The organism is Pseudomonas sp. NPDC089734 (genome assembly GCF_044748865.1).
Classification (GTDB): Bacteria; Pseudomonadota; Gammaproteobacteria; order Pseudomonadales; family Pseudomonadaceae; genus Aquipseudomonas.
Window position 1 is genome coordinate 112426 of sequence record NZ_JBIVGV010000007.1, and the last position, 13156, is coordinate 125581.

The window sequence follows — 13156 nt, forward strand, 5'->3', positions numbered from 1 at the left end:
ATTAGCCCTGTCAGTCGAGCCTGACCTCAGGCGGCTCGGGAGCATCTTTGGGGGCTGGTGCCACTTTGGTCGTGACTGGAGGCGTACCGGGTTCGACAGGCAGGATGGTCTTGTCCGTGTTTTCGATGGGTACCATCTTGTATTCCTGACCGTGAAGGTTCTTGAGGTAGACCTCCATCTGGCGGAACGAGATGTTGATCTTTTGCTTCTTGAATTCACGGTTGATGAAGCGGTTGATCTCGTCCAGCACCGGGTTACGGTCGCCCAGATCGCGTACGTGCATGCGCAGTTCGTGGTCCAGGGTGCTTTCGCCGAAGTTCAGGAAGTAGACAATCGGTTCCGGTTCTTTCAGAACCCGTGGGTTTTCACGGGCGGCCTGAAGCAACAGGGTACGGACCAGATCGAGATCCGAACCGTAATCCACACCCAGTTTCAGGGTGACGCGGGTGATGGTGTCGGTCAGCGACCAGTTGATGAGCTGACCGGTGATGAAGGTCTTGTTCGGGACAATGATGTCCTTGCGGTCGAAGTCGGTGATGGTCGTGGCGCGGATGCGGATCTTGCTGACCGTACCCGACAGGTTGCCGATGGTGATGGTGTCACCGATCCGCACCGGACGCTCGAACAGGATCATGATGCCGGAAATGAAGTTGGCGAAGATTTCCTGCATGCCGAAGCCCAGGCCGACCGACAGTGCAGCGACCAGCCATTGCAGCTTGTCCCAGCTCACGCCCAGGGTCGAAAGGGTAGACACGAAGCCGATACCGGCAATGGCATAGGACAGCAATGTCGTGGTGGCATAGGAGCTGCCTTGCGCCAGATTCAGGCGTGACAGCACCAGAACTTCCAGGAGACCGGGCAGGTTGCCCGCCAGCACGAAGGTGATACCGACGATCACCAGTGCGCCGATCATGTCGCCCAGACTGATGGGCACCATGCTGATGTTGGTGCCTGTGCCGCTGGTGTATTCGTACAGGGTGATGTTGTCCAGGTACGCGAATACCGTGATCAGGTCGGCCCAGACCAGATAGAGCCCACCGATGAACCCGCCCAGCAAGGCCAGGCGAATCAGGCGCAGCGACTGCTGGTTGACCTGTTCGATGTCCAGTTTCGGTTCTTCTATCGCCGCTTCACCGTCGCCACTGTCACGCGCTGCCTGACGTTTGGCCAGTGCCCGCTGATAAGCCAGGCGTCGTGCGGCCACGCTCAGGCCACGCACGAAGGTGGCTTCGACCACCAGCCAGAGCATCAGCAGATAAAGCGTGTCGATCAGGCGGTCGCTGAGTTTGAGGGCGGTGTAGTAGTAACCGAAGCAGACTGCCAGAAACAGCGCGATGGGCAGGGCCGTGAACGCCAGGCCCACCGCCTTGCGGAACAGCGAGGCGTTGTGATGGGTCGGGCTGGAGAGCAGCAGGCGGCTGAGCAACAGTGTCATCAAGGCATAGCAGGTCAGCACGACTCCGATGCCCAGCACGTCGTCGGCCAGCGCTGCCGGTTGATGCTCCGCAACGGCAACCACCGCCACCAGCGCCAGTACCACGAGCCCCAGGCGACGTACCCAGCCACGCAGGAACTCCACCTGTGCCGTTTCCCAGCGGAAGTGCAATTGCGCAACACCTGCGGGGGCCAGCACGCGATAGGCCGTGTAGAACACCAGCCACGTCAGGGCAATCTGCAACAAGGCTTCGCCCAGGTTGGCATTCTGTCCACGGGCATCGATCTGCAGGGCGTAACCGCACAGAGCCAGTCCCAATGCAACGGGCATTGCCAGCAGGACATTGATCAGCAGCGCCAGGGGCGTTTTCCACTGGCTGTCACGTTTGAAGTGGCCGATGTCCGCGTGCAACTGGCCCAGTTTCTGATACAGCGCCTTGCGCCGCCAGGTCAGTACGCCGATCAGCAGCAACAGGGGCATGAACAACAGCGGACGCTGCGTCAGCCCGTCGGACAGCTCGCTGATGCTGGAGGTCCAGGGCAGGGTGGCAAGCTGCTTTTTCAGACGCGGCCAGATGTTCTGGAACCACTCCATGTCCAGCGGCTTGTTGCTGGGAATCCAGAACATCTGCTCGTCCAGCGTGGCACGCAGGCTGATGGCGGTGCTGGTCAGCTGTTTCTGGTTCAGTTGCAGGGTGATGGATTCGTTGAGCAGGGCGCTGAGTTCGCGATTCAGGCGCTCCAGCAGGTCGCTGCGTGTAATCGCCAGATCCAGCAGGGTCTTGCGCAGTTGCGGAGTGATGTCTTCAGGAGGCTGGGTTGCCAGCAGTCTTTCGACATAAGCCGAAGGACTGCTCATCTGCTCGCGTTGCTGATTGACCTCGAACTGGTACAGACGAATGTTGGCGATTTCGTCGGCCAGCCCTTTGTCCAGTTGCAGATGAGGCAAGGCCTGCTTCTGTTTATAGAGAATCTTGGACAGCAGGAGGCTGCCGCTCAGTACGTTGATCTGTTCGTTGAGCGCCTGATCGGTCTGGGTCAGGTTGTCCAGTTGCTGCTTGGTCTTGAGGTTCTGCTGGGTCAGCTCGTTGAGCCGGTCAGTGCCACGCAGCAGGTAGTCGGACAGCTTCAGGTTGGCCGCGCTTTCGGTGGCCAGCAGGCTGCTGCTGCCTGCTTTCTGGGCTTCTAGAGCAAGCTCCGCCACGGTCTTTTGGGACTGGGCGCGGCGTTTGTCGTTGATCAGGGTTTGCAGGTCCTGAATTTCCTGCTCCTGGCGGCTGACTTTTTCGGTCAGCAGGTCGTGCTGGCTGTTGCCAAGATCCTGAAGCTGGCTGTTACCGGCCAGTTCCTGACGACGCAACAGGTTCAGGGCGTTGATCGAGGCCAGTTCGGCATTGAGCATATTGCGCTGGTCGGCGCTGAGCGTCTTGCCGTTGTCCTTGCCCAATTTGAGGATGGCATTGATCTGCTGGATGCGTGTCTGGTTGGCGCTGATTTCCGCCTGGGCCCTTTCCGGGCGCGTCTGGGCCGTGATGGTCAGGCTGTTCGCATCGTTCAGCGCTTTTTGCAGATCGCTTTGCTGGGTGCTGCGCTGGCTGAGCATCTGTTCCAGTTGCGGCACATCCAGGTTGCCATAGCGCTGGGCCACCGGGATGACTTTGCTTTCCTTCAGGCGCAGCAACTCGCGCTGGTTATCGGTGGTCTGTTTGGGGGCCTGATTCAACTGCTGCTTGAGGGCCGTCAGCTTCTGCTGGCTGTCCTGTTGGCTGTCGAGAAAGGCCAGTGTCTGTTCCAGCACCTGTTGCAGTGCTTTTTGATCGGCTTCCGGAAGTTTACGGTCGGCAATCTTGTCCAGACTCTGCTGTACGGTTTCCCTGGCCGGCGGGTCGGCAGCCAGCGCCGGGAAAGTGGAAAGGCAGAGCCCAAGCAGAGTGACAGCAAAAAAGGCACGCAGGGAGAACATAGACACCGGTCGCTGGATAAAACGAGTGGATTGGCAGTTTAAAGGAACAATCCGGGACTCGGGCGGCTTCCTTCTGGGAATCTGACGCCGACTTTGAGGATCTTGTTCCCTTCCATCACCGCAACCGTCCAAATAGTTCCGTTCCATTCGATCTGGTCGCCCACGACCGGCTCTCCACGGTTTTTCTGGATGATGAACTGACTGAGCGGCATGTTCGCGTCCAGACCGTCGAGTTTCAGGCCATAAAGTGCGGCAACGGCACCCAGTTGAGCATCGCCTTCAAGGACGAAGTCACCAAAGAAGCGCAGGTCCAGACCGCGCTGCGGGGCCTGGCTGAACAACTTGCCCAGTGCCGGAAGGTCGTGTTCGTGGCCGATCACGCACAGCAGGTCGCCCACTTCCAGTGTGGTACTGCCCGAAGGGTGAAGCAGTTGCTGGCCCCGGAACAACGCAGCGATACGTGTGCCTTCCGGCATCTTCAGTTCGCGCAGGGCTGCACCGATGCACCATTTTTCTGCGCCCAGTCGATAGACAAACAACTCCCATTCACTGGTGACATGCACTTCCAGTGCGGCGCGGGAAATCGGGGCCGGATCAGGCGGAACCGTCACCTTCAGCAACTTGGCCATCCACGGCAGGCTGGTGCCTTGCAGCAACAGCGAAACCAGAACGATGAAGAACGCGAGGTTGAAGTACAGCTGCGCGTTGGGCAGGCCGGCCATTAGCGGGAACACCGCCAGAATGATGGGGACCGCACCGCGCAGGCCGACCCAGGCAATGAAAGCCTTTTCGCGACCGTGGAATGCCTTGAACGGCAGCAGGCCGACCATGACCGAGAGCGGACGTGCCACCAGAATCATCCACAGCGCCAGGCCCAGGGCCGGGATGGCGATGGGCAGCAAGTCATGCGGTGTGACCAGCAGGCCCAGCACCAGGAACATGCCGATCTGTGCCAGCCAGGCCATGCCGTCGAGCATGTGCAGAATGCCGTGGCGACTGCGGATCGGTCGGTTGCCCAGCACCAGACCGCAGAGGTAGACGGCCAGGAAGCCGCTGCCATGGATGGCGTTGGTCAGAGCAAAGATCGCCAGACCGCCTGCGATGACCAGAATCGGATACAGCCCGGCGGCCAGGTTGATACGGTTGACCAGTTGCAACATCAGCCAGCCACCACCCAGGCCGATGACACTGCCAGTACCGAATTCCTGAATCAGATGCCCCAGCAGTCCCCAGTGAAGGCCGGTCTGGCCACTGGCAAGCATGCCGATCAGGGTGACGGTCAGGAACACGGCCATGGGGTCGTTGCTGCCGGATTCGATTTCCAGGCTGGCGGTCACCCGCTCGTTCAGGCCTTTGCCGCCCAGCAGCGAGAACACCGCTGCGGCATCGGTCGAGCCGACGATTGCGCCGATCAGCAGGCCTTGAATCATGTTCAGGTCGAACAGCCACGCAGCGACCATGCCGGTCAGTGCGGTGGTGATCAGCACTCCGACGGTCGCCAGCGACAGCGCAGGCCATAGCGCCACCCGGAAACTGGCGACTCGCGTGCGCAGGCCGCCATCGAGCAGAATCACGGCCAGCGCCAGGTTGCCCACCAGATACGCCGTGGCGTAGTTGTCGAAGATGATCCCGCCGCCGTCGACGCCTGCAACCATGCCGACGGCAAGGATGATGACCAGAATCGGAATGCCGAGTCGTGAAGAGAGTGAACTGACCAGAATGCTTGCAGCTACCAGCAACGCGCCGATAAGGAACAGGCTGTTGATGGTTGTGGCATCCAAGGGCGGTACTCCATATAAAACGAATCAAAACAGTGAGGGCGAAAACTGACCATGCAGTCCGCGTGCCAATCGATTTAACCTGTTGAATTGGCTGGCTGTCAAAGCATTGCTGCATGTGACCGGATAATAGTGGTCCGATTAGGGGAGGTGTGATGGGGTCTTGCCTTTGCATTCGCAAAGGCAGATCGGGGAAAGAGGGCTAGAACCCGTTTTCCTGCATGGACAGGCAAGTGTCATCGCGGGTTTCGAGAAGGGTCAGTTCATGATGGCAACCCGGTATTTCCCAGGTCAGAAAATAGCGAGCGGCCTGTAGTTTGCCTTTATAGAAGTCGGTGTCTGCCGGGTTTCCTTCTTTCAGGCCCTTCTCGGCGTGAATCGCCTGTTCCAGCCAGCGCCAGCCAATGACGGCATGGCCGAATACCTTGAGGTACAGGGCTGAATTGGCGAGTGTTTCATTGACCTTGCCGTGAGCCAGATCGGTCAGCAGGCCGACGGTAACCGTTTGCAGGTGTGTCACCAGTTGTTCCAGGGGCTGGCGCAAGGCTGTCAGGTTGTCGTGGGCACTGGCGCGTCTTGTGGTGTCAGCGATCAGGCGGATCAACTGCTTGAGCCCGGCTCCGTCATGTTGCGTCAGCTTGCGCCCCAGCAGGTCCAGAGACTGAATGCCGTGGGTGCCTTCATGGATCGGATTGAGACGGTTGTCCCGGTAATACTGCTCCACCGGATACTCACGGGTATAACCGTGGCCGCCCAGAATCTGGATCGCCAGCTCGTTGGCCTTCAGACAGAACTCCGAGGGCCAGGATTTGACGATGGGTGTCAGCAGGTCAAGGAGTTCATGGGCCTGATGACGGACTGCTTCGGTTTCGCCGGTGTGGGTGTCGTCGAACAGGCGAGCGCTATACAGGCCAAGATCGAAAGCGCCTTCCACATAGGCTTTTTGAGTCAGCAGCATGCGACGGATATCGGCGTGCTGGATGATCGGCACCGGTGCGCTATCGGGTTTCCTGTTGTCCGGCAGTCGTCCTTGCGGGCGTTCGCGTGCGTAGTTCAGCGAGTACAGATAACCCGCATAACCGAGCATCACGGCTCCCATGCCCACGCCGATACGGGCCTCGTTCATCATCTGGAACATGTAGCTCAGGCCCTGATGCGGCTGGCCGACCAGATAGCCCACACATTGCCCGTTATCGCCGAAGTTCAGTGCCGTTGACGTTGTGCCGCGCCAGCCCATCTTGTGGAACAGTCCGGCCAGGATCACGTCGTTACGGGGGCCGATGCTTCCGTCTTCACTGACCAGAAACTTGGGCACGATGAATAGCGAAATGCCTTTCACACCCGCTGGTGCGTCCGGCAGTTTGGCCAGCACCATATGCACGATGTTCTCCGACAGCGAATGATCGCCGCCGGAAATGAAAATCTTGTTGCCGCGCACGCGATAACTGCCATCTCCAGCAGGCTCGGCGCGGGTGCGGATATCCGACAGAGAAGAGCCTGCATGAGGTTCGGTCAGCGCCATGGTGCCGAAGAATCGGCCTTCGATCATCGGTTGCAGAAAGCGTTGCTTCTGCTCGTCGCTGCCAAAACTCTCGATAAGATTGGCTACGCCCATGCTCAGGAAGGGATAAGCCGTGGTGCCTGCGTTCGCGGCCTGAAAATGGGCAAAACAGGCTTGAGACAAAAGGGTCGGCAACTGCATGCCGCCAGCCTCGAAGTCCCGTGCCGCGTTGAGAAATCCGGCCTCCAGAAACGCCTCTACCGCCGGTTTGACCTCGGGGATCAGTACCGCTTCGCCATGCTCATACCGTGGCTCGTTTTCATCGGCCTTGCGGTTGTGGGGCGCAAAGTATTTCTCGGCAATCGTGCGGGCTGTGCCGATGGCTGCATCGAATGTTTCGCGGGAGTGCTCGGCAAAGCGCTCGCGCCGGGTCAGGGACTCGGCATCCAGCACTTCATAGAGCTCGAAAGCCAGATTGCGGGAACTGAGCAGCGTCTCGGACATGACCGTCACCATTCTTCTGGAATGGCCCGAGTCTAGGGCAGCGAAGGGGGACTGCACAGCATGATTGATACGGGTGATGGTGCAGAAAAGAGAGACAATCCGTTATCACCGCAGGCTGGGGCGGTGAATGGACGCAAAGCCCGCTATCCAGCGGATAGCGGGCTTTTCAGGTCAAGGCACCAGCTTTTCCAGCAGGGCCTTGTCGCGTACAGCGCCCTTGTCGGCGCTGGTGGCCAGCAAGGCGTACGCCTTGAGGGCTGAGGTCACTTTGCGTGGACGCACTTCGGCAGGCTTCCAGCCTTTCTTGTCTTGCTCTGCACGACGCGCAGCCAGCTCTTCATCGCTGACCAGCAGGTTGATCGAGCGATTCGGAATGTCGATCAGCACCTTGTCGCCATCGCGTACCAGGCCGATTGCACCGCCCGCAGCGGCTTCCGGCGAAGCGTGGCCGATGGACAGGCCGGATGTTCCGCCCGAGAAACGGCCGTCGGTGAGCAGGGCGCAAGCCTTGCCCAGGCCTTTGGATTTCAGGTACGACGTCGGGTACAGCATTTCCTGCATGCCCGGGCCGCCTTTCGGGCCTTCGTAACGGATGATCACGATATCGCCCGCTTTCACTTCGTCAGCGAGGATGCCGCGTACAGCGCTGTCCTGGCTTTCGAATATCTTGGCATTGCCTTCAAAGACATGAATCGACTCGTCCACGCCTGCGGTTTTCACCACGCAGCCATCCAGTGCGATGTTGCCGTACAGCACGGCCAGACCGCCTTCCTGCGAATAGGCGTGCTCGAAACTGCGGATGCAGCCGTTTTCGCGGTCGTCGTCCAGGCTCGGCCAGCGGGTGGACTGGCTGAAAGCCGTTTGTGTCGGAATGCCCGCCGGACCCGCCTTGAAGAAGGTGTGTACCGCTTCGTCGTCAGTCTGGGTGATGTCCCATTTGGCGATGGCTTCGGCCATGGACTTGCTGTGTACGGTCGGCAGATCGGTATGCAGCAGGCCGCCACGGGCCAGCGAACCGAGGATGCTGAAGATGCCGCCAGCGCGGTGTACATCTTCCATGTGGTACTTCTGGATGTTCGGAGCCACCTTGCACAACTGCGGAACCTTGCGGGACAGACGGTCGATGTCGCGCAGGTCGAAGGCCACTTCGGCCTCCTGAGCGGCGGCCAGCAAGTGCAGGATGGTGTTGGTCGAGCCACCCATGGCGATGTCCAGCATCATGGCGTTCTCGAACGCCTTGAAGTTGGCAATGTTGCGTGGCAGAACCGACGCATCGTTGTTGCCGTAATACTGTTTGCACATCTCTACGATGGTGCGACCGGCCTGCAGGAACAGTTGTTCACGGTCGCTGTGGGTCGCGAGTGTCGAACCGTTGCCCGGCAATGCCAGACCCAGTGCTTCGGTCAGGCAGTTCATGGAGTTGGCGGTGAACATGCCGGAGCATGAACCGCAGGTCGGACAGGCGCTGCGCTCGTACTCGGCAACTTTCTCGTCGCTGGCGGTGGAGTCGGCCGCGATGACCATCGCATCGACCAGGTCCAGACCATGGCTGGCCAGTTTGGTCTTGCCCGCTTCCATCGGGCCACCGGACACGAAAATCACCGGAATATTGAGGCGCAACGACGCCATCAGCATGCCGGGGGTGATCTTGTCGCAGTTGGAGATACAGACGATGGCGTCAGCGCAGTGGGCGTTGACCATGTACTCCACGGAGTCGGCAATGATCTCGCGGCTCGGCAGCGAATACAGCATGCCATCGTGACCCATGGCGATACCGTCATCCACGGCGATGGTGTTGAACTCCTTGGCCACGCCGCCGGCGCGTTCGACTTCACGGGCGACCAGCTGGCCCATGTCCTTGAGGTGGACGTGTCCCGGTACGAACTGGGTGAACGAGTTGGCAATGGCGATGATCGGTTTCTTGAAGTCTTCGTCCTTCATGCCCGTGGCGCGCCACAAGGCGCGGGCGCCGGCCATGTTGCGGCCGTGGGTGGACGTTTTCGAGCGGTAATCAGGCATTGGAGCACTCCGGCAAAACAGGCTAATCAGTAAGGGGAGTGAGCTTCTATTGACGCCACACGCACACGGCAGTGACCGGATGCAGCGAAGAAACCGAACGCCACGGGATCACCGTGCACTCGGCCTGAGCTCATAAACCCGCCGGGGGATGACTGGCGATGAATAGCGTCGATTCTACACCGGTCGGCAGGTTGCGGACACATCCTGAACAGCTAATCGGGGTGAGGGTTTTCGTTTGGCCCGTTCTTGGGAGTTGGCTCTATGCGTCGGATGGGAGCTGCTGTTTGGGCTTTTCAGGCCAAGTACGAAAGATATATCCCTGTATCGGTGTCGACAATCTGCTCATTCATGATCGAAAAAATCATATGGGTCAGAATCAGGTTTTTTTCAGGCAGGCGATTTTATCCCTGTTGTGGAGTGCAGAAATTCGGTTGTGCAAAATAAGGGCGCTTAAAAAAAGGGCTGTACCCTGAATAATGATAAGTGTAAAGAATTCGTGTTTATCCCATGAAAGGGTGTAAATAACAGGCGTGGCTGTAGTCAGCATAAGGATGTTGACTATTATTTGGGGGGTTAGGGTGTCATTTCGGGCGCGAAGATGGGCCATTGTCAGTGCCAGAAAGGCATTGCCTGTCAAAAAGAAAACGGTAGTCAGATACAGTGAGCTAGTAAGATGGAGAGTGTTGTTGCTGTAGGTGATAAAGAAATGGTTTCCTGTGATATAAAGCAATCCAGCGAGGGCGCTGCTTATTCCGGTTGTCCAGAGTATTCCATGATGGTAGTTGTATTTTGATTTCGTTGGTTGTTGGCTTGTATGAAGGCTGTGAATCTGGCTAAAGGCCTGTGACGGGGTTGAAATGATATTGATGATGCTCATGAAAATGGACAGCTGGATGGTCAGGTCTGGATTGGTTGTTGTGAGCCGTTCCACCATCAAATAAAAATAGATCTTTTGGCCCGCAACCCCACTTGCAAGAGGGCCTCCTTTTTTTAACAGGTCGCTGGCTATTTTCTGGGCGTGGCGGGTTGAGATGAAGCGGTATCCTGTACTGAGTTTTATCAGGTAAATGAATAATAATGCCTCCGTGAGAAGAAAATAGCTCATGGCGTAATATTTGAATGCGTTTCTTGGGCTGTAGGCAAAGGCGGTTAGCAAGAAGATTGCGCCGAGAAAGGTGGTGCCTGTTTTTATTTTTGAATAGTTTGAGTGCCTTTTGTCTGCTTCGTGAAAGAGTTGAAGGAAAAAATTTATTGAGAGTAGAGGTATGGCAGGTAGATAAATAAGTGACAGACTCACAAAGGCGGGTGTATGAACATTTCTCATGCCTGGAAGAGTAAGAGCTATGAAAAGCACCATGATAGAAAGTATGGTGCTTGCACTGGCCAGGCAAAGTGTCGTTGTAAATCCTCCTGTGAAAAAATTACGTTTCGCTGCCTCGTCATCAATCAACGAAGATGTGGTGTTGCCTGAGGTTGCTATCAGCATGGGAGCGATAGTCGATACAATGGAAAATAGTGCCAGCACGTAGGATATTGTGACGAGATCATCAGGTGCTTTATGGGCAGTCAGCGAGAAGAGTAAGGATATTCCCAATAGTGGAGTGAGACGGCTTGATGTAAATGCAGGTAATGTTTTTTTCACGAAGTTGTTGTACGTCATGCTATCGCTCCCAAAGAGATAGTATTCTATTGCCGAACTCAATTTCGTGAAGTGTTTGGGTAACCTCAAAGGCAATATTCAGATTTTTGGAGTCCTGTTTTCCTCGTGTCCCAAATTGAGGGTAGTGGTGAAAGTAGTGGCCGAATATTTTTCGGCAGTCTGTGGTGTAGGTGCGAGTGTCCAGAATGTGTTGATGCCATATTTCGTCGATTTCGATTGATGGTGGTATGACGGGGTAGTGTTTTAAATATTTTTTATTTAAAAATAAAAAGTTTTTATAGTATTGAATAGCTACTTCGCACTCTGCAGTGCTCCATGTTCTGGTCAGGAGTTTGCTTTCAGAGCACAGCTTGTTTTTAAGTGAGGATAAGTCCATTTGTTCTATGTGGATGACGGCCTCTTCAAGGGAGGGGGTACTGGTAGCCGTCGTGTCTTTCATGTGAGGCAAGGTATCGATGATTTTTTTATAGAGTTTGTTCATTTTTATTTGCCTTGAGTGGCTACGCTGTGTGAGCAGCGTAGCGCTTTTTAGTTTGAACTTATTAGTGCCAGCCTCCACCGCCTTGGCAATGATGGCCGCTCGCTTTCATTTCTTGACGCCTCATCAATAGCGATTGGGCTTCAGGAGAGAAGATTTGTGTGGGTTTGTTTTGAGTTTGATTGTTTTTAGTAGGCTTGTTCATGTTTTTTCCTATTCTTAAGTGATCACAATGTTGTGACAGGCTCAGAATAGTTTTTTGGAAAATATGATCAAGTACTGAATGTGTAAGGCGACGCTCTGAGTTTTGTGCGAAATTTTACTTTGTGGGCTGAATGCGTTTCAGCAAACTCTATGGCGGGGATGTGTTCGGTTTGTATCTTGGCGTTAGTTGGGTTTTTGAGAAAGAATAAAAGCATAGGGGGCTGATTTTGTATTCAGCAGGAAGTGGTTCAGCAGGCCGCCTCTCCCTTGCAGCGTTTCCAAATCATTTGATCAGACGCGCAAAGGAGGGCGGTTACCAAAATCAGCTATTGGGCAACAACCTGCAGGTAATGCTCTTGATATAGCGGGTTTCATGGATAGCCGGGTGGACGGGGTGATCCGGCCCCTGGCCACCGCGCTCCAGGAACTGGATATTGCGGTCCAGGTGGCGGGCGCTGGTCAGGAGGATGTTTTGCAGGTCATCCTCGGGCAGGTGCATCGAGCACGAGGCGCTGACCAGGATGCCGTCCTTGCTGAGCAGGCGCATGGCCTGTTCGTTCAGGCGGCGGTAGGCGCCTTCGCCGTTCTTGATGTCCTTCTTGCGTTTGATGAAGGCGGGCGGGTCGGCCACGATCACATCGAAACGCTCTTCGGCGGCTTTCAGCTCTTTCAGGGCTTCAAACACATCGCCTTCGATGCAGGTGACCTTTTCGGCAAAACCGTTGAGTGCCGCATTGCGTTCAACGCCGTCCAGAGCAAAGCCCGAGGCATCGACGCAGGTGACTTCGCTGGCGCCAAAGGCACCGGCCTGGATGCCCCAGCCGCCGATGTAGCTGTACAGGTCCAGCACGCGCTTGCCTTTGACATACGGAGCCAGGCGAGCACGGTTCATGCGGTGATCGTAGAACCAGCCGGTCTTCTGGCCGTCGAGCACCGGTGCTTCAAACTTCACGCCGTTCTCTTCCAGGGCGACCCACTCCGGCACTGCGCCGTAGGCGGTTTCCACATAGCGGGTCAGACCTTCGGCATCGCGGGCGGCCGAGTCGTTCTTGAACAGGATGCCGCTGGGTTTGAGCACCTGAACCAGAGCGGCGATCACGTCTTCCTTGTGATGCTCCATGGTCGCGGACGCCAGTTGCACCACCAGAATATGGTCGAAACGATCGACCACCAGGCCCGGCAGCAGGTCCGAGTCGCCGTAGACCAGGCGATAGAAAGGCTTGTCGAACAGGCGCTCACGCAGGGACAGCGCCACGTTCAGGCGGTGAACCAGCAGGGATTTGTCCAGCGGCAGCTTGATGTCGCGCGACAGCAGGCGAGCACAGATCAGGTTGTTGGGGCTCATGGCGACGATGCCCAGAGGCTTGCCGCCTGCGGCTTCGAGCAGTGCCTGATCGCCGGCTGCAAAACCATGCAGCGGGGTCGCGGCTACATCGATTTCATTGCTGTAGACCCACAGGTGACCGGCGCGCAGGCGACGGTCGGCATTGGCTTTGAGGCGCAAGCTAGGCAGGGACATGACGTCGCTCCGGAAAAAAGAGCGGGATTATAGCCTGTGATTGGCTTGCATGAGGCTCGGGATGTCAATTTACGAGTAAGAAACCGGATGTCTGGC

Annotated in this window: 8 protein-coding genes; all 8 read right to left on the reverse strand. The window is 56.9% G+C overall.

The genetic code is table 11. The features are described 5' to 3' along the window. Positions 1–10: 10 nt before the first annotated feature. The 8 genes from mscK to ACIPY9_RS11440 all read right to left on the reverse strand — a co-directional run bounded on the left by mscK (position 11) and on the right by ACIPY9_RS11440 (position 13060). Positions 11–3397: a mechanosensitive channel MscK gene (gene mscK, locus ACIPY9_RS11405; protein WP_400700571.1), complete on the reverse strand. Its 3387-nt coding sequence runs from the start codon at positions 3395–3397 to the stop codon at positions 11–13. A gap of 38 nt (positions 3398–3435) precedes the next feature. Then, on the reverse strand, positions 3436–5178 hold the full coding sequence (locus ACIPY9_RS11410; RefSeq protein WP_400700572.1) for a potassium/proton antiporter: 1743 nt from the start codon (positions 5176–5178) through the stop codon (positions 3436–3438). Between the two features lie 199 nt (positions 5179–5377). Continuing rightward, the gene (locus ACIPY9_RS11415; protein WP_400700574.1) at positions 5378–7180 is read right to left on the reverse strand and encodes an acyl-CoA dehydrogenase; all 1803 of its coding nucleotides are present in this window, start codon (positions 7178–7180) and stop codon (positions 5378–5380) included. A gap of 171 nt (positions 7181–7351) precedes the next feature. Next, positions 7352–9199 (reverse strand): dihydroxy-acid dehydratase, encoded by a 1848-nt coding sequence (gene ilvD, locus ACIPY9_RS11420; protein WP_400700575.1) that lies wholly within the window; start codon positions 9197–9199, stop codon positions 7352–7354. A gap of 376 nt (positions 9200–9575) precedes the next feature. Then, positions 9576–10859 (reverse strand): hypothetical protein, encoded by a 1284-nt coding sequence (locus ACIPY9_RS11425; RefSeq protein WP_400700577.1) that lies wholly within the window; start codon positions 10857–10859, stop codon positions 9576–9578. Between the two features lies 1 nt (position 10860). After that, entirely contained in the window at positions 10861–11340 is a 480-nt protein-coding gene (locus tag ACIPY9_RS11430; protein WP_400700579.1) for a glycine-rich domain-containing protein, read from the reverse strand. Positions 11341–11401: 61 nt separating this feature from the next. Further along, a complete protein-coding gene (locus tag ACIPY9_RS11435; RefSeq protein WP_400700581.1) occupies positions 11402–11542 on the reverse strand; it encodes a hypothetical protein in 141 nt (46 codons plus the stop codon). A gap of 321 nt (positions 11543–11863) precedes the next feature. Further along, positions 11864–13060 carry a class I SAM-dependent rRNA methyltransferase gene (locus tag ACIPY9_RS11440; protein ID WP_400700583.1) on the reverse strand — a complete coding sequence of 399 codons (1197 nt, stop codon included), beginning with the start codon at positions 13058–13060 and terminating at the stop codon, positions 11864–11866. Between the last annotated feature and the right edge of the window lie 96 nt (positions 13061–13156).